Source organism: Alteromonas sp. CH_MED4-4 (assembly GCF_037029575.1).
In the GTDB taxonomy this organism is placed as follows: domain Bacteria; phylum Pseudomonadota; class Gammaproteobacteria; order Enterobacterales; family Alteromonadaceae; genus Alteromonas; species Alteromonas macleodii.
In genome coordinates this window covers 129,300-154,020 of the sequence record NZ_JAYMEU010000006.1, presented here as the reverse complement: position 1 = coordinate 154,020, position 24,721 = coordinate 129,300, and the positions used below count along the sequence as shown (strand labels likewise).

General features: G+C 45.4%; 18 protein-coding genes. 6 read left to right on the top strand and 12 right to left on the bottom strand.

All coding sequences use genetic code 11. The features are described 5' to 3' along the window. Window positions 1–24 precede the first annotated feature (24 nt). Together WA381_RS06485 and WA381_RS06480 are read left to right on the top strand one after the other, a co-directional pair. Entirely contained in the window at window positions 25–1,479 is a 1,455-nt protein-coding gene (locus WA381_RS06485; RefSeq protein ID WP_039217377.1) for an SLC5 family protein, read from the top strand. Between the two features lie 309 nt (window positions 1,480–1,788). Beyond that, window positions 1,789–3,918 carry an alpha-galactosidase gene (locus WA381_RS06480; protein WP_014947884.1) on the top strand — a complete coding sequence of 710 codons (2,130 nt, stop codon included), beginning with the start codon at window positions 1,789–1,791 and terminating at the stop codon, window positions 3,916–3,918. A gap of 78 nt (window positions 3,919–3,996) precedes the next feature. Here the strand turns inward: WA381_RS06480 and WA381_RS06475 are convergent, their stop codons facing one another. The 7 genes from WA381_RS06475 to WA381_RS06445 all read right to left on the bottom strand — a co-directional run bounded on the left by WA381_RS06475 (window position 3,997) and on the right by WA381_RS06445 (window position 12,776). Then, window positions 3,997–5,322, bottom strand: coding sequence for an alpha/beta hydrolase family protein (locus WA381_RS06475; RefSeq protein WP_014947883.1), 1,326 nt, complete (start codon window positions 5,320–5,322; stop codon window positions 3,997–3,999). A gap of 140 nt (window positions 5,323–5,462) precedes the next feature. After that, window positions 5,463–6,416: a hypothetical protein gene (locus tag WA381_RS06470; RefSeq protein ID WP_156085759.1), complete on the bottom strand. Its 954-nt coding sequence runs from the start codon at window positions 6,414–6,416 to the stop codon at window positions 5,463–5,465. A 208-nt stretch (window positions 6,417–6,624) separates the two neighbouring features. After that, complete coding sequence (locus WA381_RS06465; RefSeq protein WP_014947881.1) at window positions 6,625–7,209, bottom strand: single-stranded DNA-binding protein; 585 nt, start codon at window positions 7,207–7,209, stop codon at window positions 6,625–6,627. 267 nt (window positions 7,210–7,476) lie between these two features. After that, a complete protein-coding gene (locus tag WA381_RS06460) occupies window positions 7,477–9,039 on the bottom strand; it encodes a sodium/sugar symporter (protein WP_014975374.1) in 1,563 nt (520 codons plus the stop codon). Window positions 9,040–9,396: 357 nt separating this feature from the next. Further along, window positions 9,397–10,536, bottom strand: coding sequence for a galactokinase (galK, locus tag WA381_RS06455; protein WP_014947879.1), 1,140 nt, complete (start codon window positions 10,534–10,536; stop codon window positions 9,397–9,399). Beyond that, entirely contained in the window at window positions 10,529–11,584 is a 1,056-nt protein-coding gene (locus WA381_RS06450; RefSeq protein WP_014947878.1) for a UDP-glucose--hexose-1-phosphate uridylyltransferase, read from the bottom strand. The genes galK and WA381_RS06450 overlap by 8 nt, the downstream gene beginning before the upstream one ends. 172 nt (window positions 11,585–11,756) lie before the next feature. Then, entirely contained in the window at window positions 11,757–12,776 is a 1,020-nt protein-coding gene (locus WA381_RS06445; protein ID WP_156085758.1) for an aldose epimerase family protein, read from the bottom strand. Between the two features lie 328 nt (window positions 12,777–13,104). Here WA381_RS06445 and WA381_RS06440 point away from each other — a divergent pair, with 328 nt between their 5' ends. Continuing rightward, window positions 13,105–14,106: a LacI family DNA-binding transcriptional regulator gene (locus tag WA381_RS06440; protein WP_014947876.1), complete on the top strand. Its 1,002-nt coding sequence runs from the start codon at window positions 13,105–13,107 to the stop codon at window positions 14,104–14,106. Between the two features lie 410 nt (window positions 14,107–14,516). Here WA381_RS06440 and WA381_RS06435 read toward each other — a convergent pair whose 3' ends face one another. Continuing rightward, window positions 14,517–15,380, bottom strand: coding sequence for an alpha/beta hydrolase (locus WA381_RS06435; protein ID WP_156085757.1), 864 nt, complete (start codon window positions 15,378–15,380; stop codon window positions 14,517–14,519). A gap of 230 nt (window positions 15,381–15,610) precedes the next feature. Between WA381_RS06435 and WA381_RS06430 the strand changes: the two genes are divergently transcribed. Next, on the top strand, window positions 15,611–16,225 hold the full coding sequence (locus WA381_RS06430) for a hypothetical protein (protein WP_156085756.1): 615 nt from the start codon (window positions 15,611–15,613) through the stop codon (window positions 16,223–16,225). Between the two features lie 74 nt (window positions 16,226–16,299). On the opposite strand, the gene WA381_RS06425 is transcribed toward WA381_RS06430, so the two are convergent. Further along, window positions 16,300–16,884, bottom strand: coding sequence for an HAD family hydrolase (locus tag WA381_RS06425; RefSeq protein ID WP_156085755.1), 585 nt, complete (start codon window positions 16,882–16,884; stop codon window positions 16,300–16,302). Window positions 16,885–16,948: 64 nt separating this feature from the next. After that, window positions 16,949–18,286 (bottom strand): MFS transporter, encoded by a 1,338-nt coding sequence (locus WA381_RS06420; protein ID WP_156085754.1) that lies wholly within the window; start codon window positions 18,284–18,286, stop codon window positions 16,949–16,951. Between the two features lie 343 nt (window positions 18,287–18,629). Here WA381_RS06420 and uvrA point away from each other — a divergent pair, with 343 nt between their 5' ends. Both uvrA and WA381_RS06410 read left to right on the top strand, forming a co-directional pair. Further along, window positions 18,630–21,461, top strand: coding sequence for an excinuclease ABC subunit UvrA (uvrA, locus tag WA381_RS06415; RefSeq protein WP_156085753.1), 2,832 nt, complete (start codon window positions 18,630–18,632; stop codon window positions 21,459–21,461). 203 nt (window positions 21,462–21,664) lie between these two features. Beyond that, entirely contained in the window at window positions 21,665–21,832 is a 168-nt protein-coding gene (locus tag WA381_RS06410) for a hypothetical protein (protein ID WP_012516741.1), read from the top strand. Window positions 21,833–21,906: 74 nt separating this feature from the next. Here WA381_RS06410 and WA381_RS06405 read toward each other — a convergent pair whose 3' ends face one another. Both WA381_RS06405 and WA381_RS06400 read right to left on the bottom strand, forming a co-directional pair. Next, window positions 21,907–23,409, bottom strand: coding sequence for an Hsp70 family protein (locus WA381_RS06405; protein ID WP_156085752.1), 1,503 nt, complete (start codon window positions 23,407–23,409; stop codon window positions 21,907–21,909). Window positions 23,410–23,485: 76 nt separating this feature from the next. Then, window positions 23,486–24,721 (bottom strand): S41 family peptidase, encoded by a 1,236-nt coding sequence (locus WA381_RS06400; protein ID WP_156085751.1) that lies wholly within the window; start codon window positions 24,719–24,721, stop codon window positions 23,486–23,488.

The window sequence follows — 24,721 nt, the reverse complement described above, 5'->3', positions numbered from 1 at the left end:
CTTTATTCTGCTGAGGAGTTTTTCGTGTCAGGCAGCTTAACCCAACTTGTCGTTTTTATTTTCATCACCGCACTTATCGGGCTTCTTACCTATTTAAAGTGTCGCGGTCATGGGCATAGTAAAGCCAACGAAAACAAAGAATATTTCTTAGCTGGCGGCGGACTAACATGGATATACGTCGCGGGCTCAATAACGTTAACTAATTTAAGTACCGATCAACTTGTAGGGATGAACGGTAACCAAATGGCACTGCTTGCGTGGTGGGAATTTGCCGCAGTGGCGGGCCTTATCATTCTCGCGCGAGTTTTTCTTCCCGTCTATTATCATTATCAGTGCACCACAACCACCGAATTGCTGGAAATGCGCTATAACAACAAGCATATAAGAGCACTAATAGGTCTTCTTTTCTTCCTAGGTAGCAGCCTTATTTTCATGCCTGCCGTAATCTACACCGGCTCGCTTTTCATGATTAACATGTTCAATGTAGACATTCCACTTATGTATGTTGCCACCGCTTTTGCATTGATTGGTGCCTTCTACGCTATCTTTGGTGGGCTTCGCGCGGTTGCAGTTTCAGATACCTATTCTGGCGTATTGCTTTTGACTATGGCGATTGTTGTTGTCGTTCTTGCACTATTCGCAATCGATTTTGATTTCTCGGGCATACCTGCCGAACGCTTAACCCTAATTGGCGATAATGATTCACCTCTACCATGGCACACGTTATTAACCGGTATGGTGTTTATCCAGACTTTCTACTGGAGTACGAATCAGGTAATCACCCAGCGCGCCATGGCTGCACCTAATTTAAAGGAAGCACAGAAAGGCGTATACGCTGCAGCGATCATCCGCTTTATCGTTGTTCCTACCATTATCGTAGTTCCAGGTATCATTTCGTATAAGCTGTACGGCGATATCAACGATGCCGCTTACGGTACGTTGGTAGGTGATGTTTTACCTAGCTGGCTATCAGGTGTATTTGCAGCGGCCCTCGCTGCCGCAGTACTCACTACTTACAACAGTAACCTCAACTCTGCGACTGCACTTTATGTTTGCGATATACACGAGGCGTATTTTCAGAAGAAGCCAAACGTTGCACGCTTAAGCGGCTTTGTGACCGCGGCGCTTACTATTGTATCGCTAGTTATGGTTCCTGTGTACGCGCAAGCAGAAAGCATCATCAACTTGCTTCAACAACTTTTCGGGTTGTTAAGTATGCCTATTCTTTCCATCTTTATTGTTGGATTACTATTTAATAACGTAAACGCCAACGCGGGAATAGCGGCAGTTGTCTTTGGTGTGGGTCTATACGCTTTCTTTAGCTTTGTGCACGCTCCTTTCGGCCTGCACTACATTCACCTGATGTTGGTCACATTGGTTTGCTGTATTGCCCTCGCCCTTGTCTTAAATCGGGTTGTATTTAAGCAAAAGGCAGAATGGCGTGGTCGTTTGATAGAGAGCGAAGAAGCACACGGCTAATAAGGTCAGCCATATATTGGCTGGTTCAGATAACTAGGATTACTACGGTTGTGGCGGAGCAAAAGTACGGTTTGTTGCGTACTTTTGTTCCGCCACACGCTGTGAAGTAGATGAAAGCAGGGAGAAGACTCTGTAAGCGTGATTGAAACAGATTTAATCACTCGACGACCGTGCAAGAAAGCAGGTATTAAGCTCGATAAACCGTTGTAAAATCATAAAACCGTACGGATGTTCCTTCTGTACTTTTCAGTCATCTTTTCTTTTAACAACATGCGCTATAAACATCTAGGCATGTAAAATGAGGTTTTTATGTCGTCACTCACATCATTCGTTCGTTTGTCGAACGAGAAAGCCACATTAATATTCGACTGCCAGGGTCGTATGCCCAAAGTCATTTACTATGGTGCGCCATTAAGTGACAGTACAACACCAGAAATGCTGAGCGTTTTAAACACCCGTCAAGAAGCCAAATGCGCACCCGTAATTGAACCGCCGATTACGTTGGTACCGACTCACGGTGACGGCTGGACGGGTCAGCCAGGTCTTGAAGTGTCGGGCGATGCCGACCAGTGGTCAGCAGGCTTTAGCCTGACCGAAATAAATGAAGATGCACAGTCTGTTGCTTTCGTAAGCGAAGACGCTCGCCGCGGTATGCGTCTTATCACAACTGTTGAGCTCGATAACAAAACGAGCGTAGTAAAATACGTTTCTCGTCTCGAAAACAGTGGCGAAACACCGCTCAATTTAGGCTATTTGAATGCCGCTAGCCTGCCCTTGCCTACTTCCGTAAGCAAAATTAAAACATTTGAAGGCCGCTGGTCAGCAGAGTTTCAAACCAAAGATCACGACCTCTTCTTTGGAAGTTATGTACGTGAAAATCGCCGAGGCAAAACATCTCACGACACCTTCCCTGGCCTGATTGCATTTCCTCAAGGCACGGGTGAACTTAACGGTGAGTGCTATGGTTATCACCTTGGCGCTTCTGCAAACCACAAGCTTCGCGCTGAGCTAATGGCTGATGGCAGAAGCTATGTGCAGTTTGGTGAGTTATTATTTCCAGGTGAAGTGGTACTTAACGCTGGCGAAAGCTATACATCCCCCGTGCTTTACACAGGCTATGGCTGTGAAGGTTTCTCTTCGCTATCACAACAGTTCCATAACTTCATTCGCAGCAACGTGCTAAACCACAGTGCTGAATCGAAGCCTCGCCCGGTGCACTACAACACCTGGGAAGGTATTTATTTCGATCATAACGAAGATGAACTTAAAGCCTTAGCCGATAAAGTTGCACCACTGGGCATTGAGCGCTTTGTGTTAGATGATGGTTGGTTTAAAGGGCGCAGAAACGACAAGGCTGGGCTTGGCGACTGGTTTGTTGATGAAGCTATCTACCCTGAAGGACTAGACGGGCTCATTGACCATGTTACTGGCCTTGGCATGGAATTCGGTATTTGGTTTGAGCCAGAGATGGTAAACCCCGACAGTGACCTGTACCGCGCACATCCTGAGTGGGCGCTGCAAACCGAGGATAACCCCCACGTCCCTTTCAGAAATCAGTACGTATTGGATTTAACCAACCCCGAAGTGGTTGAGTACCTTTACAAAGTGATTACTGATGTACTGAAGGCGTACCCCAAAATCAGCTACATCAAATGGGACATGAACCGCGACGTAAACCACCCCGGCAACCTTCACGGTAAACCTGCGATGCATGGTCAAATGGCTGCGCTTTACAGCTTAATAGACCGCGTCAAGGCAGCTAAGCCAGGCATTGAGATAGAAAGCTGTTGTTCAGGCGGCGGCCGTGTAGATTTAGGTATTTTGCCACACACAGATCGTTTCTGGACGTCGGATTCTAACGACGCACTAGACCGTTTGTATATTCAGCGTGGTTGTTCTTATTTCTTCCCGGCTGAAGTAATGGGCGCACACGTTGGCCCGCGCGACTGCCATATAACGGGTAGACACTTACCTATTGAGATACGTTCGGCAGTAGCCTTGTTTGGCCATATGGGTATAGAGATGGACCCACGTGAACTTACTGACCACGAGCAAAGCGTGCTTACTGATGCTATTTCACTTTACAAAAAGTATCGTCATATCACCCACGGCGGCGATCTATTCCGCATGGACGATGACGGCATGAACGTAAAATTTGGTTATGTATCTAAAGACAAGCAAGAAGGTATTTTTGCATATAACAGCGTTTTGGAAACTGTTCGCACTACGCCAAACCGCTTCTACTTTGCAGGTCTTGATGCTAATAAACAATACACCATTGAGCGTGTATGGCCTGAAAAGCTAAAAGAATACACCCCGTCTATTTTGCAACAAACTGATGGCCAAGTATTCTCAGGTGAAGTATTGATGAAATACGGCATGCAGCTGCCGGTATTGTTCCCGCAAACTGCACTAATTTATACCGTTAAAGCGGTATAGAGCTGAAGACTCGACTCGAAAGCTAGAAGCTAAAGCGAGCTAAGCGGTGTTACGCCGCTGCTCGCTTTTTTGTGGTGCTTACTTGCTTTGCATCTCCAAGCCTAACGCCCAGCGATCGTCAAACCCTTTCCAAGGCTCTGGCTTTTTGCCATCTACGGGTACTTGGGCACTACTGCCACTCACGTTCAGGTATTCACAATCATCTTTTAAACCTTTCACATGGCAGTTCATAAGCGCAAGCGCAAAATGCTCGTTAATGGCATTAAGCTTTTGCACTTCCCATGCTGGCTCAATGTAACTTCCCAAATCAAATTCACTGCCATAAGCTTCTTTAGGTGCAGGGTGAGGTGCAACATTGTGGCGTGCATTCTTGATGGTTAGTAACTTAGATTCTTTACTGCCGGTATTATCGAATAACCACTTTATACCGTCGTAGCCAGAAATATCGTCGTTATCCCCAGCAACATAAAGAACAGGAACTTTAATATTGTTTAGCGATTGCACATCAAATAGCTGATGTTGCCCGCCCCATGGCGCAAGTGCTAGCGCCGCTTTCCAGGCTGGTAATGCTTCTTCGCTACTGGCCTTGCCACCTGCGCAGGTGTTAAGCGCTTCTTTAATTAACGCCGCCGTTTTAGGATCTTGTGTACCAGTGAAGGTTGCGGCGGTTTGGTCGTTAAAAGCATAGCATCCTCCTACCGTGCTAACTGCGCCGTAGCCCCCCATTGAATAGCCAATCACTCCCGCTTTGCTTGCATCCACACTCTCTTTAAAAAAGGTATTTTCGCTGATGCTGTTCAATGTAAGAACTTGGTCTCGTGAACGATTTAATAACGTACTTGGAAAACCTGAATACGGATTTTCTGCAAAATTAACATCTTTGTTTGTGGAATCTGTGTGGTCGATTGCCGCTACTACATAACCGTGAGACGCGAGGTGTTCGCCTAAATAAAACATAAGGGTGCGGTAACCGGTATAACCATGAGAGATAACTATTACCGGAAAATCAGTGTCAGCAGCGGCTATAGGCGCATCACGGCTTGCATCAGCTTGTACCTCAAACACCTGACCACTTCTTGTTTCATTAATGTACGTGGCCTTTTGAGCCGAGCTTGCTGCAGGATACCAAACCTCCAAAGTAAGTGATCGCTCGACTTCATTACCAGCAATGTCTTTTACTTTAACAGGATAAGCCGCTTCGATTGTCTTTACGCCAACATCATAGTTACCTTTGTCACTTAACGATGGCATTACGTCGGCTGGAAACGGCTTATAAAGCGTTTGAGCAGCTGATACCGAAGGAGATATGGCCGCGGTCGCTGAAGCCAGAACAGCACCGCCAAAAAGTAGGGATAACGTTTTCATAATTTGGGTAATTTTCTCGTTATTAACAGGCAAATTCATAATACCTCGTCACGGGTATCGCACAAGCCAAACACTATTATTATTGTTGATTAAGAAGAATAAGGGGCGGTAATAAAACAGGGCGCTTTAAGCATGAATTGTCATGAAAGTAATGGTAAAACGTAACACCTTGAAAGCCTTTAATTTGAAAGGTATTGCTTCCACCTTTCATCAAAAAGCGGTTTAAGAAATAAAGGGTATCCATCTGCCACAAAGTTAATGTCTCTTAAGGTTTGGCTTTTCATAGGCGTGGATGTAATGTGAGTTAGCGCGCTGTCTAGATCACTCGTTACCGCTTGTCCTAGCTCACTCTTAGAACACAGTAAGCGCTTTGTTCCTCTTAGCTGCTGTGACAGTTCACTGATTTGATAAACATTAAGCGCATCGAGTTCTTCTTCTGGTAATGCTGAAAGCTCGCGGTGCCCTACATAGCCAAAGTCTATTCTTCCACTTTCCAGTAGGGCTATGGTGTGCATGCCTAAGTCTTTGCCTAACCCATTTAAACGAACCACATTGTTTTTTGTAGCCCATTGCTCAACAGTATCGGCGTATACGTTATTCACATCGTTGTAGAGTACCGTTCTCAAATTTTGCTGAAGCAGAGCGCGTAAAGAAATGGACTCAAAATATCCCTGCGTTGGCTGAGACTGCGCGGTATCTAATTCATTTTTCAATGAAGGCTGAAGCGCTTTTCTTGCAACAATGAGTAGCGGTAAGTTTATAGAGGTTGGCTGGGAGTAATATCCCCACTCAGCGCGTTCTTCTTGGTAAGCGGCGCCATAAAAACAATACACTTTTTGTGCGGATTGTTGATGCTGTACCAACGACCATGCGCGTTTAACCGGATAAGCTTCAAATTGGTGTTCATAGTTATGCAGGTGTGTAGAGAGGTACGCCATGACATCATAGATGGGCCCTGAAGTGATACTGACACCACTGCCTTCAATTCCAAGCTCGGGTGGTCGCAACCATACTACTGTAGGCTTTTTGGAGGCGCAGCTTTCCCCTTCACATTCGCCGTCTGTTTGCGCAAACAGCACGCTGCTTTTAAGACACAACAAAACAAAAGCCACCAAGGTTACTACTACTGACACTGCAAAAACCCAACCTTTTACACGTAATTCTTAAAGCTCACTCATCGCGTTTATGGGAAAACAACAATGGGAATATGATGAAATTATTTTAAGGTAATCGGGGGAAGAATGGCGGGCACCAATCTCATAATTGGGCGAACTTAGCTTAAAAAAAGAGCCGCTATTAAAGCGGCTCTTAGAATATTTTCAACACGTGAACTGTTTTTGCTTAGAACGGAATGTCATCGTCGAAGTCAAAATCTGGCTCAGCCATTGGTGGGTTCTTTGGCTGACCTTGATTGCCACCCTGAGGCGCTTGATTGTAGCCACCACCTTGGTTTGAGTTGTAGCCGCCCTGCTGACCACCACCTTGCTGTGGCGCTTGGTTATAACCGCCTTGTGCAGGCGCCTGGTTGTAACCACCTTGGTTGTTCTGAGGACGTTGGTAACCACCGTTACCGCCACCGCCTTCACCGCCGCGACCGCCAAGCATTTGCATTTGGTCTACGATAATTTCAGTGGTGTATTTATCTTGGCCTTGCTGATCTTGCCACTTACGCGTCTGCAATTTACCTTCAACATAAATTTGCGAGCCCTTTTTCAGGTACTCTCCGGCAATTTCTGCTAAGCGACGGTACATTGTAAGGCGGTGCCACTCAGTGCGCTCTTGAACCTGACCCTGTTGGTCTTTCCAGCTTTCGCTAGTTGCTAGGCTTAAGTTCGCAACGGCGTTTCCGTTAGGCATGTATCTAACTTCAGGATCATTGCCAAGGTTTCCAACAAGAATAACCTTATTAACGCCTTTCGTTGCCATTGATGTCTCCTGTAACGTTTTTAGTGGCTTGCTGTATAACTCTTCTTAGTAAGACATCAGCAAGCGCGAAAGTTCATCGAATATTAGCCGGTTAGTATACCGTATTTTATGAGGGAAAATTGAAGTTTTTCACCACAGGTTTACGTTACTAACTGCAACACGTTCTAGAACTTAACAAAATTTATTGTCAGCGTCTTCTGAACTTTCGCGTTGTTTTTAGCTAATTTTAGCAAGGGCGTTGCGATTAAAAACGCCCTTCCTTGTCTGCTACCACCACGTAATGTAAAACGCTGCTGTAAGGATAACTACAGCGATAGATGCTACATTAAATCCGCTTGTGGTTTTGAACTGCACTTCGTTTAGGTCGACAGCGTTTTCACTGACACCTTTTTTCTCTAGCAAAGAGACAACCACAGCTAAAGCGACACAAAGCAGGAACACAAGACCAACACGGTCAATAAACGGCAGTTCAGGCCAGAATTGTCTAAATACAATGCTTAAAACAAATGAGCCTAATGCGGCCAACAGACCACCGTTTGCTGTGGTTTTCTTCCAGAACATACCTAAAACGAACAATGCGCAGATACCTGGTGTAAAGAAGCCCGTGAATTCCTGGATATACTGGAATGCTTGATCGAAATTACCCAACAGCGGCTTGGCCACCACCATAGCAATGATTAGCGCGACCAAGCTAACGATACGACCCACTTTCACATAATGCTGCTGCGACTCGTTTGGACGCTTATCTTTATAAAGGTCCATGGTAAAAATAGTAGAAACGCTATTTGTCATCGACGCTAGCGAGGACACAATCGCCGCCACCAAGGCTGCGAAGATAATACCTTTAAGGCCAACAGGCATCAGCGTCATTAGGCTTGGGTATGCTTGGTCCGGTTTAGCTAAGTCTGGCACAATTAGCACTGCTGCAATCCCTGGCAATACCACAATTAGCGGCATTAGCAGTTTTAGGAAAGCCGCAAACGCAATACCTTTTTGCGCTTCTTGAACGCTCTTTGCCGCCAACGTGCGCTGAATGATGTACTGGTTAAAGCCCCAATACGATAGGTTCATGATCCACATACCGCCAATCAATACAGAAATGCCCGGCAAGTCCATATAGTGCGGGTTGTCTTCTGACAATATCATGTCGAATTTCTCAGGGAGCTTGTTAGTAAGGTCAACAAAACCTTGGATGGCACCATTGCCGTCGCTGATTAGGTTTAACGCCGTATACGACAGGAACAAGCCACCAATAACCAACAACACGACTTGAATAATGTCGGTGAGTGCTACCGCTTTCAAGCCGCCGTAAAGTGAATAGGTTAACGAGAAAAGGCCTAAGAACATCATGCCGTAAACCATATCAACACCCGCGATGGTATTGATGGCCAATGCACCTAACCACAGCACAGCAGTTAGGTTTACAAAAACATAAACACCTAGCCAGAATATTGCCATTACCTTGCGAACGCGATGATCATATCGCTGCTCAAGAAATTGAGGCATGGTGTAAATTTTATGCTTAAGAAAGATAGGTAAGAAGAACTTGCCGACAATAAGCAGCGTAATGGCGGCCATCCACTCATAAGACGCAATGGCAAGCCCCAACTGGTAACCTGACCCCGACATGCCGATGATTTGTTCGGCAGAGATATTGGCAGCGATGAGTGATGCGCCAATTGCCCACCATGGCAAGCTTGAGCCCGCTAGAAAGTAATCATTTGTATCTTTTTGATGACCCTGCTTTTCGCGAGAAACCCACCACGCAATTCCGACAAGCGCGACGACGTATACCACGAACAACGTGATATCTATTGATGCTAATTTCATAGTTTTTCCCAAAGTTCTTATTTTGGGTGCGGCGATTGTTATGCAGGGTACACAGGTGAAAAATTGTTTTTATTATTATATTGGTTGTTGCCACACCAGTGTCACGTTATTAAAACGCGTTTCGCAAAGCACAATAAATCATAAATGGGTGAAAAACTCACCGTTAAACTTATCGCGTTATTGCGGGTAGTATTAGTATCACACTTTGTTTACTTTTTTTAACTAGAAATGTGCACTTTTTGTAAAAAAAAAGCCGCAACCAATGGATGCGGCTTAAGGGACACAAACAATTCTAAAGAATAGGATTGTTTAGAAAGGGGAGAGGTTTGTGCATAAAGGCTGTATTTAAATCGATAATTAGGCGAACGCGCCCTGTGTAGCCGTACACACATAAATATCAGCACTGTACCCTGTTTCATCAGAGTACTTGTCGGCCACGACTTGCTTCACCGCTTCAACTTTGTCGGTAGGTACAAGGGCCACTACGCAGCCGCCGAATCCACCGCCAGTCATGCGAACACCACCCGATTTACCCAGCACTTCACCAATGATCTCAACCAAGTAATCGATTGGGCGAACGGTAATTTCAAAGTCATCACGCATGGAGATGTGAGATTGCGCCATGGCTTCACTAACCGTTTCGATGTCGCCAGCTTTTAAGGCTTGGCTTGCTGCCAGTGTTCTAGCGTTTTCGGTAACAATATGCTTCGCGCGGCGATAAACCACCTCTGGCATATGTGCTTTAGCGCCTTCTAACATTTCCATAGTTGCTTCGCGTAACGATGACACACCCAATAACGACGCGCCTTGTTCACACTGCTGACGACGCAAGTTGTATTCACTGTCAACCAAACCACGTTTAACATTCGAATTGATGATAACGATTTGATGCGAGTCTGGTAGTGGTGAATGCTCAATGGCTAGCGACTGGCAATCAAGCAGCATTGCCATGCCTTCATTACCCATAGCAGAGATTAACTGATCCATAATTCCGCATGAGCAGCCTACGAACGTATTCTCGGCTTTCTGCCCTAACAGTGCAGCCTGTACGCCATCGAGGGGCAACTCATACAGCGCGCTTAACGCTTTTAATATAGCCACTTCAAAAGATGCCGAAGAGCTTAACCCAGCGCCTTGTGGCACATTGCCCGTAACCAATAAGTTAGCGCCGCCAAAATCTGGAATGGCCTCTTTAAGTACTTTCACTACGCCGCGAACATAGTTTGCCCACCCTTGTTCTTCGTCATAGTTAATGTCTGACAACGAGAACTGGTTTTGCTGATTTTCGTAGTCCATCGCGGTAACCACGATGTCGTTATCTGCGCGCTTTGTTGCCGCAACCCACGTTCCAAAGTTGATTGCAGCCGGAAATACGAACCCTTCGTTATAATCGGTGTGCTCACCAATAATGTTCACTCGACCCGGCGCATGTGCGATTAACGCTGGCGCCTCGCCGTAATGCGTTTCAAAATTAGAAGAAAGTACTTGATTATCCATTCGCATTCTCACGTTTCTTATAGTGCACTGTGGATAGTGCTTTTAATCTGTCTGCCGCTTGTTCAGGGGTCAAATCTCGCTGTGCCTCTGCCATCATTTCGTACCCAACCATAAACTTGCGTACACTTGCTGAGCGCAGAAGTGGTGGGAAGAAATGCGCATGTAGCGTCCATTCAGGGTGCGCTTCACTATCAAATGGGGCACTGTGCCATCCCATAGAGTATGGGAAAGACGTTTCAAATAAGTTGTCGTACTTCGCTGTAATTTCGCCAATGATCTTAGCAAGAGATAGCGACTGAGAATCCGAGAGCATGTGCATAGATTGCACGTCAAATCTGGGTAACAGTAGCGTCTCAAAAGGCCAAGCGGCCCAGTATGGTACAACTACAACCCAATCATCATTTTGACACACGACTCGCTCTTGCTTCGCTACTTCTTGTTCGGCATAGTCCAACAGCATAGGCGTGCCGTTATCACCAAAGTATTGCTGTAGCTGCACGACTTTTTTCGCTGGGTCGGTAGGCACATGCTGCTGCGCCCATACTTGACCATGAGGGTGAGGATTTGAACACCCCATCATTGAGCCTTTGTTTTCAAAAACTTGTACCCAGCGATAGGTTTCACCAAGTTCAGCGGTTTGTGCTTTCCACGTGTTGACTACGTCTACGCGTTCTTCATCGGAAAGCTCAGGTAACGTTTTGCTGTGATCAGGGGAAAAACAAATAACACGACTGCAGCCTTGCTCAGTTTCGAACTGAAACAGCCCCTTTTTCTCACTGGCTTGTTCTGTATCTTGCTTAAGGGCAGCAAAATCGTTTTGAAAAACAAACGTACCTTTGTAATCAGGGTTAACTTCACCATTCACGCGGGTGTTTGTTGGACATAAATAACACGTAGAGTCGTAAGATGGCTTTTGTTCGTTGTTTGGCTCTTCTGAGGCTCCCTGCCAAGGGCGCTTCGCTCTGTGAGGCGACACTAACACCCACTCACCCAACAAAGGGTTGTAACGGCGATGTGGATCGTTGGTAGGGTCGAAAGGGGTTCCCATAATCACTCTCTCTGAATTAGCCTGCTACGCTCTAATGCGCAACATCAAATAGGGTTAAACGTTTACCCTGATAATGATATAGCAAGCTTCTACGTTTATCAATTGCGTAACAAAGAAAATTAATTGTTAAATTGATAACAAATAATTTTCTTTTGTCACTACATAACGATTTCTATGCGCTGAACTTGTATCGCATACTTGCTTTGAAGGTTTCCCCGGCTTTTACGAAACAGTTTGGAAACTCGGGCTTATTGGGTGCATCCGGGAAATGCTGTGGTTCTAAGCACAAGGCACCAAGCTGATCGTCGGTTTTCAACCCGCCAGTATAAAACTGCAAACCCGGCAAGTTAGTAAATAACGACATAGCAATACCAGTATCAAGTGCCTTTACGGTTGCTTGTGGGGTATGCTCAGGCGTATCACGGAGTACATAGTTGTGGTCGTAGCCTCCCACCCTATCAAATAATGGATGGGAATTAGATTGCTCTGCCCTTTCTTTTATTGCTGTAGGTTTCGTGAAATCAAAGGGAGTATTGGCAACTTCGACCAGTTTTCCAGTTGGCAGCAAGGTGCTATCTGCGTCCGTGACTTTGTCAGCATCTATATGTAGCAATGTATTACCCACTTGCGGGTCGTTGCTCAACGTGAAGTAAGCATGCTGCGTGAAACTAAGCGGGGTTTCTTTGTCTGTGTTTGCGGTGATCACAAGAGATAACTCATTGTTTTGATCAAGGGAATAGCATGCCTCTACATTAACAGTACCGGGAAAGCCACCTTCCCCATCGGGACTAGTTAAGGTAAATGTTACAGCCACACTGTCTGTCGTCTCTTGGACGCTTGCCGCCCAAACCTTCTTATGAAACCCGGCTAGACCGCCGTGTAGATTATGTTCACCGCCATTTTTATCTAAGGTGTACTCTGTTCCATTTAACGCAAACGAGCCATGTCCAATTCGGTTTGCGTAGCGTCCTACGATCGCACCGCGATAGCTCGGGTCATCTATATAGTCTTGTAGAGTCTCGAAAGTTTGGACACAACTTACCGATTCACCTTCTGCATTTGGGAAGTGAATTTCTTTAATAATTCCACCGTAGTTAAGCAAGGTAACTGACATGCCGTTGTCGTTAGTTAACGTAAAGGCGTTTATGACTTCGCCTTCTACTTCACCAAATGCAGATACATTTATTTTCATAACAAAATTTTTACCTTAAGACGTGCTTAGTAAACTGACGCTTTCCAACCTACCACACATTTTTTATACATTAATGAATAATGCAATCTTTCAGAATGTCTAGGAGGTTATACGTTTTCCATTCTTTTTTACAGCGGTTTGATTAACAATCATAGAAGGTAAAACCACTTAGGTAATCTAACGCTCTTCATCTCTCTAATGCATCTCAGCCCCGTAAAAGACACCACAAGCTAAGCGTTAGAATTTTATCTTTTTTTGTAAATATAATGTACGCTATGGCAATCAGGTCAATCGACACTCCACGCAATAAAACGAAGTTTGAAAGAAAATGGCAACAATAAAAGATATCGCCCAAGCCGCTGGCGTTTCATTAGCGACCGTATCAAGAGTTATAAATAATGGTCCTAAAGTGGGCAATGATACTCGCAAGCGTGTCAAAAAAATCATGGAAGAAATGGGTTATCGTCCCAACGCTAATGCGCGGGCACTTGTAACCAAACGTAGCGCATCTTTAGGCGTTGTCATTGCTGAGCTCCACGACCCATTTTTCGCTATGTTAGCCCACGGAGTGGAGTCCATTACCCGCAAAAATAACGTTCAAATTTTATTAAGTGCCGGCTCTATTGAAAAAGAGACTGAACTTCGCGCTATTGAAACACTGCTAGAGCATCGAGTAGAAGCCATGGTAGTGCACAGCAAAGCACTTGATGACGAGACCCTGATCGGTTTTGCAAACCAAGTTCCAGGCTTTGTATTAATTAACCGCTATATACCAGAGATAGCAAATCGTTGTGTATGGCTTGATAACGTAACCGGTGGTCGCCTTATGGCGGAATATGCCATCAACCAAGGCCATGAACATGTCGCGGTGATAAGCAGTCAGTATCGCATAGACGATCCTAATCATCGCCTCGAAGGGATTAGAAACGCAGTTAACAATGCGAATTTAAGCTTGCCTGAAAGCATGATTGAGTATGCTACGCCCGATCAGGAAGGTGGTGAACTGGCAATGCAAAACTTGCTTGCTACTGGTGCAAAATTCACTGCTGTTTTGGCTTATAACGATGCTATGGCATCTGGTGCTATGACCATGCTGCAGGACCATGGTATTTCAGTTCCAGAACAAGTTTCTGTGATGGGGTACGATGATGTGCTGTTAGCAAAGTACTGTCGTCCTAAATTAACGACTCTGCGTTATCCAGTAGAAATGATGGCAGCAAAAGCGGCGGAACTTGCATTGAAGTATGCATCGGGAAGCAAACCAGAAGATGGGCTTACCTTTAAATATACTCCTACAGTAGTAAAACGAGATTCAATGGTTAGGGTTTAGCTGTTCGTTTTCCTTTCAGAAATTAATAGACCAAAAAAATACCCGCCTATGGCGGGTATTTTTTTAATCACTTATAAGCCAGTTTGATGGACGATTAATCGTAATTCGATGTATTACTGTGCAACTGTGTTCTAAAAATTTCATGACATGAAACTATTGACAAAAATAACCACTTGATCGTTTCGCCTCAGATTTTTATCCCCAATGAGGAAAAATGCCTGATCCTGCACAGCTTTACGATCAAAAAAGATTAAGATCGGAAGTAATTGCTCTACAGCGCTTGATTTAACTGATATTTCGTGATCCGACCAGAAAGCAACTGTGAGATCGTGATCTATTGTTTTATATGGCTATTAACAGACTTACCAACAAGGTTTTCCACCACTTATCCACAGCGTGCAAGGTTTCAATTACTGAGCAAATCTAGCTAAAAATTGTTTGTACTCCTGTATGGCATAATCGCTTTTTAGCGTTGCATTGTGCGTTGCCCCTGGAATAACAGAAATATACTTCTCACTGCTTGATGCGTCTTCTAACAACTGTTGGCTAATTGGGTAAGGCGTTATTTTGTCCTCTTCACCTACCACCAGCCAAAGCGGCCCTTCGTAATGACGTAAGATTGGAGCAATTTGCATACTATGAACTTCATCGTGAAGTTTCATGCTTGTGAAAGAATTAGAGAAACCCGGCACCATGTTGGCAATTAAATCAGAAATGTTGTTGAAAGCACCGTCTAACACCAAAGCGTCGATCTTTCTATTTGCAGCAACATAGCTTGCAAAATAGCTACCTATACCTCGACCATGAACAACGGTGGGAATTGAAGCATCAAAAGCACTCTGTACATAATCAAACTGTGTCAATGCGTCTTGCTTAATCGCGTTAATACTTAAATCCTTAGCTTTATCGCTTGCCCCAACTCCCTGATAATCGAGCCACAGAATGTTGGCAGGCAGCTTACCCAACCTATGAATAACACTATTATTCTCGCTAACAGGCATACGATTGTCTGCAAAGAAAACGATGTTAACGATAGGATCGGGGTAAGACACGGCTACCCCTCTTAAGGTTAATCCTGTCTCATTTTTTATTTCAACACGGGTTATGCCCGCCGAGGTTTTATCTTTTTGAATAGCGGCATGCAGCTTTGTGGTATCGAGGGGCTTTTGCTGAGCATCTTGATAAAAAAAGGCCGACGGCGACACGTTAATCGCACACCCTATGAGTGACACACTGGCGACTACACTGATTACTGCGTTTTTAAAAGTCATCATTTAAGAACTGTCCGTGTTGAATGGTTATGGCGAAATTTATATTTTGGTTATTAAAGCTTAGTGGTCGTGTCGCTATCAAAAATCCGTATAGCAAAATGGACCGTTCCTCACTTAGGCTAAACGAGCTGTAACAGTTTGCAACAGTTGTTCTATTTCTTAGCGGAACAAACTTACTTATACTCGGTCAATATTACTTGCATAATCTATCTGCTTAAAACAAAAATAATTTAATGAAAAGTAAAATATTTTCTATACCTTGCCTTAAATCACCAGCGCGACTTTTTATTGCCTGCTGCACCCTACCTTTGCTGATTGCCTGTGAATCGACTCCGCCTGAGATGGACTCGTCCTTAATTCCTGCATCACAAAGAAAAGACTACCAACTAACTATGTCTAAAGCGAAAGCATGTCCTATAAACTTAGCTGAACTGAGCGATATACGTTCGAGCAAGGACCTATTAGTTGGGAACAGTAATGTAACGGAAGATACGCTCTATACGCTGTTACAACAAAGCTTAGAGGATATGAACGTTAGTCCAGATATTGAAGCAGCTAATAGCGTAAAAGTGGTATTAAACCGAGCGTTTATAAAAAGCTTGGGAAGTAATATGGTTGCCACCGTTGTGCTTAAAGTAAGGTATAAGCCAGACTATGCGGATGAGTATTCACCTGCTACAACCTTTAGAGGGCAAAGCATGAATGTGAATGCCAATATCAGCGAAGAACAGAGCAATCAAATTGCCATTGATGCAATGAAAACGGCCATAGATGATGCCACCAAACGCATTAAGTCTTCACTACTGCATAATTGCAGCGATGCTCTCGGCGAAATAGAGGCGGTATAAGCCTAAGAAATTATAGAGTGAGCGCGATTGATTTAGCGTTAGCGCTAAGCTCGAAGGCTCACTCAGCGTAAGATTTAGTAGATAAGCCGCCCATTATCGACCATAAAGCACGCCATGCCGCCGCCAACCGCCGCTTTTCGGCCCATGTCGGTGTCTTCAAACACCACACAATGCTGTGGTGTTACATCCATTAATTCTGCCGCACGCACAAAGGTTTCAGGGTGAGGTTTACCTTGAGTTACGTCATCGGCTGTAACTAGCGCAGATAATTGGGCTAGCAAGCCGTGTTCATTTAACACCATTTGCGCGTGCTGCCTATCTGAGCCCGTCCCCACAGCAATGGGCATACTTCCCTTATAGTGATTAAACACGTTAAAGGTATCTTGAATAAGCCTTGGCACATGATCTAGCCCTTCGAAAGCCTGTTTTTTATATGAAGCAACCTCTGCTGGATCGTGGTTTTTGCCATATTTGGCATTCATAAGATGTACGGTTTCAAAGGTAGGAACACCACCTAAACTGTATTGATAGTCTCGGTCAAAAGGGTAGCCAAACGCGGTGCACGTAAGCTGCCATGCATCAATATGCGCCCCCATAGAATCGACCAAAGTGCCATCCATATCAAAAATAATGGCTTTATAGCGGCTTAGGTCAATCATGGTGTTCGCTTCCTTTTAAAAATGGTGTAGTGCTAGCCCTTCATGGTTGCAATGCGATGAGCAATTATACTGACAACACATCTCGCGCTTTAACTGCATCGAAATCACGATCTACTTTTAGGTATACCGCGTTATTTTGACTGTTTAGTGTCACTTCTAATACACCAGGTACTAACATCAATTCAGCTTCGATAGTGGAAACATTTGAACCGTTAAATTCACCATGCATCATTACGCGCTTAACGCGGCTCACTTCTTTAACCCCAAAAATAATGAACAGCCAAAGCAAAGTGCTAGCAGCGCCAATGCCATAAGCCAACTCTTGCGACCAAATATCTGTGACTAAACCTGAAATTACACCGCCCAAAAACGCACCAAAAAATTGAAAACTAGCGTAGAGGCCCATGGCCGTTCCTTTTTGTCCCGCAGGCGCAATGCTCGACACCAATGCAGGAAAATTCGCTTCTAAATAATTAAAGCCGGTAAAGAAAAGTACCACGGCAGCACAAACCCACCACCAGCTATGGTCTTCTAGACTCAGCGCCAAAAACGCGCCGCCCATTAATACAACACCAGTTACAAGGAGTGATTTAGGCGTACGGCCTCTTGCTGCTCCCATCATTATAATCAGACCTACAATAGACGCGCCTAAGACGGGTAAGTAAACCGTCCAGTGACTGTCTAGCGTCATATCAAAGTTCAGTAGCGTTACGGGCAGTTGAACAAACAACAGCGTTATCATCATATGTAGAATCATCACGCTGATATTTAAACGCCATAACTGAGAAGAAAAGATTAAGCGCTTCAGCTGGTCTTTTTGTGGCAGTGTATCGCCACTGCTAAGCTGCACACCATTTGGCACTACCCATTTAACCAGCGGCATACAAAGAATGGCCAAAATACCAGTAATACCAAACACACCGGTAAGTCCGTAGCTGTTAGCAATAAGTGGCCCTAAAATAACCGCTAAATAGAATGAAAAGCCAATGGCTATGCCTATGATAGCTAACACTTTGGCACGCTGACTTTCCCGGCTGACATCCGTAGCCAGCGCCATTATCGCACCTGCAATAGCCCCAGCGCCCTGGAGAATACGCCCAACAATCATCATGGCCATACTGTCGGCGTTTGCTGCTACAAAGCTTCCTAATGCAAATACAGCAAGCCCCAGCAAAATAACGGGTTTACGCCCCCATTTGTCAGACATCATGCCCATAGGAATTTGCAGCGCAGCCTGGGTTAAGCCATATCCTCCCACGGCAAGCCCTACCAACAGAGGCGAGTAATCCGGGTAGTCCATCGCGGCTACAGCCAACACGGGCATAACCATGAACAGCCCCATCATGCGTAATACGTAAACGGAGGCGAGTGCAAGCGCGGCGCGTAATTCCAAAGCGTTCAAAGCGTCTGTTTCCCTCAATAGATAAAATCAAAAAATAAAAAAGCGCGCAGAGAACACCTGTTTCTGCTGCATTAAGAATAAGGTCGCGAAGTGTAGCATAATACAATTGGTATTTTCTTCTGCTCGCGAGGTAGATTTAGCCCTCTCACACTACCCTTTTTCTTACTAGGGGTTTAAAAGTGGGGATAAAATCACCACTTTGCAATGACGTTAAGCGAGAACTAATCGTAAGCTTATGTCCGTGAGGTGATCTGCTTACTCCGCTTACAGTATAACTTGAATGTCATATCACTTTACTTGACACCTATGGCATACTGATTCTTTTTCTCTCATTTAGGCTTCAATGGATAAAATCGAAATTCGCGGTGCTCGCACCCACAACTTGAAAAACATCGATTTAACACTGCCACGAGACAAACTGGTGGTGATAACCGGCCTTTCAGGCTCGGGTAAATCGTCTCTTGCTTTCGACACGCTATATGCAGAAGGTCAGCGTCGTTACGTTGAATCTTTGTCTGCTTATGCCCGTCAGTTTCTATCTATGATGGAAAAACCAGATGTTGATCATATTGAGGGTTTATCACCAGCAATATCCATTGAGCAGAAATCAACATCGCATAACCCCCGCTCAACGGTGGGTACCATCACTGAAATATACGACTACCTGCGTTTGATGTTCGCGCGAGTGGGCACGCCACGCTGTCCTGACCACGATGTGCCGCTAGATGCACAAACGGTCAGCCAAATGGTCGATAAAGTATTAGCTATGCCCGAGGGCAGCAAGCTAATGCTGCTAGCACCTATTGTTAAAGAGCGTAAAGGCGAGCACGTTAAGACGCTGCAAAACCTATCTGCTCAAGGCTTTATTCGCGCGCGTATCGACGGTGAAGTGTGTGATCTATCCGATCCGCCTCCTCTCGATTTGCACAAGAAGCACACCATCGAAGTTGTGGTCGACCGCTTTAAAGTGCGCGATGACATGGCGCTGCGTTTAGCGGAATCGTTCGAGACGGCGCTGAGCCTTGCTGGCGGTAACGCGGTTGTGGCTGATATGGACGATAGAGACGCAGAAGAAATTGTGTTTTCTGCTAATTTCGCCTGCCCACATTGTGGTTACAGCATTAGCGAACTAGAGCCGCGCCTGTTTTCTTTTAACAACCCAGCGGGCGCCTGTCCTACCTGTGACGGCTTAGGCACAAGACAGTTCTTTGACCCGGCACGCGTAGTCGGCAATACAGAATTGAGTCTGTCTGGCGGCGCTATTCGCGGATGGGACAAGCGCAGCTATTACTATTTTCAAATGCTACAGGCAGTAGCAGACCATTATAAATTTAGCCTTACCGCGCCATTCGAAGAGCTCGATAAAAAGCACCAAGACATTGTGCTTTACGGGTCTAAAGGCAAGTCGCTGTCGTTTAAGTACATAAACGAGCGTGGCGACGTGATGGAGCGTAAGCATCCATTTGAGGGCATTATCCCTAATATGGAACGTCGCTATCGCGAGACCGAGTCGAATTCGGTGCGTGAAGAGCTAGCAAAATATTTAAGCCAGCAGCACTGCAGCAGTTGTAACGGAACGCGTCTGCGTGTTGAAGCACGTAATGTATTTATACAAGACACCAACCTGCCAGCCATTGCTGATATGTCGATTGCCGATGCGTACGGCTTCTTCGAGACACTGAAACTTGAAGGTCAACGTGCTCAGATAGCCGAAAAGATTTTGAAAGAAATCATGGACCGCTTGCGCTTCTTGGTAAACGTAGGTCTTAACTATCTTTCTATGTCGCGCAGCGCCGATACCCTATCGGGCGGTGAAGCTCAGCGCATTCGACTGGCAAGTCAAATTGGCGCAGGCTTAGTGGGCGTTATGTACGTGCTGGATGAGCCCTCTATCGGTCTTCATCAACGGGATAACGAACGCTTACTTGGCACGCTTACGCACTTGCGCGATCTAGGTAACACCGTGTTAGTTGTAGAACACGACGAAGATGCCATTCGCGAAGCCGATTACATTGTAGATATCGGCCCGGGGGCGGGTGTGCATGGTGGTGAGATTATCGCCGAAGGCTCGCTTGAAGATATTAAAAACAGTGAACACTCACTTACTGGAAAATACTTATCTGGTAGAGAGAAGATTGATATCCCTGCAACACGCACGCCGGTAAAAGACGACAAGTGGCTAGAGCTTTTAGGCGCTACCGGCAACAACTTGAAGTCTGTTGATTTACGCATACCTACTGGTGTAATGACCTGTGTAACTGGTGTATCGGGCTCGGGTAAATCAACGCTGATTAATGACACCTTCTACAAAATTGCGCAACGCGAGCTGAACAAGGCGACCACGTCTGAACCGGCACCACATAAGTCGATGACCGGATTAGACCAGCTCGACAAAGTGGTCGATATTGATCAAAGCCCTATCGGCAGAACACCGCGCTCTAACCCAGCGACTTACGCTGGCATTTTCACTCCAATTCGTGAAATGTTCGCCGGCACACAAGAGTCGCGTTCACGAGGTTACAAGCCTGGCCGCTTTAGCTTTAACGTGAAAGGCGGTCGATGTGAGGCGTGTCAGGGTGACGGCGTAATTAAAGTGGAAATGCACTTTTTACCAGACGTGTACGTGCCTTGTGATGTGTGTCAGGGCAAACGCTATAACCGTGAAACCCTTGAGATAAAGTACAAAGATAAGAACATTCACGAAGTGTTGGAAATGACAGTGGAAGATGCCCGTGAGTTCTTTGATGCTATCCCGGCTATTTCGCGTAAATTGCAGACGCTCATGGACGTGGGCTTGTCATATATTCGACTAGGCCAAGCAGCCACTACCTTATCAGGTGGTGAAGCGCAGCGCGTGAAATTGGCGAAAGAGTTGTCAAAAAGAGACACTGGGCAAACACTCTATATCTTGGATGAGCCAACCACCGGGTTGCACTTCCACGATATTAAACAGTTATTAGCCGTCCTTCACAGACTGCGCGATCACGGTAATACCGTTGTGGTTATTGAGCATAACCTAGATGTGATTAAAACCGCAGACTGGATTGTTGACCTTGGACCGGAAGGTGGATCCGGAGGTGGCCAGATTATTGCAGAGGGAACACCTGAGCATGTGGCACAACAAGAAGTTTCACATACAGGTCGATTCCTGAAACCCATGCTCACACAAGCTTGAGCCGGTAACGAGGTAAATCCGTTAGCGTAAAGCGCACTCGTTTTCTATTTTGTTGCTGTGTAATTTACACAGCAGCTTGTAAGAAGTGCTCGTTGACGTTTATTTATACGTTTTTCCTTGCTGGTCAGAGCTTGTATTGGCAAATCATACGTTACGATGATTTTTGTGTATTTTTGCAGTAAGAATTGCTGGAGCGACATCTAATGAACCAAACGCCGCCATTAGCCTTAGTGAAAACATGGTATCACCTACTGTCATCATCAGAAGACAATGATGTGAAAGCACGCGCACAAGAAATGCTGTTAAAAGCCTTCGAGTCGCCTGAGGCCATCGCGATTTATCTAAAAGAACACAATATCCTTAAGCACTGATCAAAAAAGCCTTAGCGTAGTATGGGTTACTACGCTAAGGCTTAGCATTTCTTATCTAAACAAAGTGCGCGATTTTACGCGTGTTTCGCCGCTTGAATAGCTAATCCTTCGCACACCGAGTTGAAAGCGTCATTCTCTAATCGAGGTAAACCGGTAAGTAGGTTTTCATATAGCGCATCAACCACGATTGGCGATAAACTCATACCACCTGTGATCATTACCACTTCTGGCTTTTCACTGCTGTTTTCCAAGCATTCCACCACTAGCGCTTTCACTTTATCAAGCCAAGGTTTTAACGCCTTTTTAAGTGACTCTTGCGAAATCTCCACATCAAAATCATCTTCGATATAGTGTAGCGGCAAGGTGATATTCTGCTTACTCGACAGTAGTTCTTTGGCTAACCGGGCCGAGTTCACCACACGGGCAGACAACTTGTTTTCCTGAACAATTAGCAAGCGTTCTAGTTGGGCTGGCTCTTTAATCACAGACATGGTTTGAGAAATATCTAACCCGTAATCGTCAGAGAAAAAGCGAGTAAGAGCAGGAATGTTATCAACCGCACACATGTCAGAGAAGTACGTGGGAGGAACAGGAAGCCCGTTAATCATCTTAAGGCCCATTCCCATTTCTGGGGCAATAGCCTTTAGCACCAAGCTTTTGTCGCAATCCATGCCGCCTAAACGCCTGCCTGTTACCGACAGAACATCCTCTTTGCGATCAAGCTGATTGGAACGCTCGGGAGAAAGCTTAATACAGCAAATATCCGTGGTACCCCCACCAATATCGACAATCAACGTAGTGGTATCCCTTGGTAGGGTTTGCTCAATTTTATACGCCGCTGCGATAGGTTCATCTAGGAAATTAACCCCTGAAAACCCAGCTTTCGTCGCCGCTTCAGTCATTATTTGAATGGCCTGCGCGTTCCCTTCTTCACCGCGGGTACCGTGAAACTTAACTGGACGGCCAATTACCGCATTATTAACAGCCTTGCCTAGCTGCTGCTCTGCACACTGTTTAAAGTACGCCAACTGCTTAGCAATAATACCGATGAATGCTTGTTTTTGGTCACCATCTAGCGAGGCGCCTAGAAAGTTCTTAGGTGAATAAATAAGACGGCCTTTGTCCGGCATTTTAAGAAAGCGCCTAAACCCTTCTTCACCAAACGCAAACTTGCCGTGCTCTACTAAGCGCAGCAAAGGGATTTCGTCTAGCGACATGGCATGCATCAATTGTGCAATAGCTTTACGCTGTAATGCAGGCTTGTTGTGCAAATCACCGCGCAGCGAGTCGATACGGTCGCTATACATCGCCTGTTCTTTTGGATCTTTTGCCGAATAATAGCCGTCCTTCGCCTTATCTATTTGCTCACTGATAACGCGCTGTAACTGCGCCACTTTCGCTTCAACCATGGCATCAGGAGGCGGCGGCAGTTCATCTTCAAAATAGATGAACACCGAAGAACGGATTTTATTGCCTTTCTTATCTAACGGGTCGAGTTTGATGTGCTGATGGGACGTTCCATCAAAATACACAACCTCAGAATTTGATGTACCGTAGTCAATCCCAATCGCAGTCATAGTATGTTCGCTCAAAAAGTTAGAAGCGGATTGTAAGTAAATACGAAAGTGCTTTCTAGCTTTGTATGTAATTGAGCTATATTGCTTTTAACAGAGCTATTGCAGCATTTAATTCTGAGTCACTGGCTGTATGCCCGTCCCAAGATACCGCCTGGGGCACAAAGTCCTCTCGATATGAGCCGTTCACATGGTAAAGACGTTCAAAACCCAGCTCTAAAGTTATGGTCGAATCAGGTAATTGAAATTGATTTATCCCGCCAAGCAAATCAGCCATGGGTGTGCCGATTACCGCCTTTGCACCAATGGCATCAAAGCCAATAGCCATACCTTCTCCCATACTGCCGGTCCAATGGCCAACGAGTACCACTACTGGCTTACTGTAATAAGGTAATGAAGGGGTAACATGGGCCATGTGTAGCTCTGCTTCTTGGTAGGGTTTACCCGCATTTTGAATTTTGTAACCTTGATATGCGGTATTGGCATTTACAAAGTGCCCCAAAATAGGCTCAGCCACGCCAGTGTTTCCCCCGCTTGGCGTATTGCGCAGGTCAATCACCAACCCTTGGGTTGATTCAAGTGACTCAAGGGCTTCTTTGAACGCACGAACGGTTTCAGAATTACCTAGATTATTATTAAAGCGGATGTACCCTATTCCCTCTTTCTGCTTAACTACCAGAGGAGCTTTTGTTCGAAGTAGATTAATAGCATCGTAACTAGCTGCTAATTGCACGCGTTTGGCATCATCAAAATCAGACGCCACTTCAATGTGTCTTTCTTGATTGCGACGCCCACCTAAAGCCACATTAACCGCCCACGTCTTATGTGCGTCAGTAAGCGGTAGCGATGTGTTTCCAAAAACGCGTTGTATTGCGGCTTCTGTAGACTCGCCGTCAATACCTACAATCATGTCACCTAAGGCTAACTGGCTTTTGGCAGCAGCACTGCCCGCTTTAATACGTGTTATAACAAAGTCATCGCCTTGCTTTTCCACCCAAATATCAGACCCCGTTGGCGTGACGCTGTAGTCCGCTTTGTTTAGCGGTGATACGTTAAAATGCGGGTCGATAAAAAACTGCTTCACCACCTGCAATACGTCGACAAATTCCTCTTGCGTTGTCGCGTTTATTGCAAGGGGTTGGTAGTACGCTTTTAAAGCTTCCCAGTCGGTAGGTGCCGTATCTAAGTAGGCGTAGTTATCTTCAACAGTTTGAACAAAGGCTTGCCAGCTTTCTTTCGTATTGAAACCCTGGCTTTGTGCGCAGCTGCTTAGCGGAAGGAGTAATGACAGCAATATAATAATTCGATAAATCAT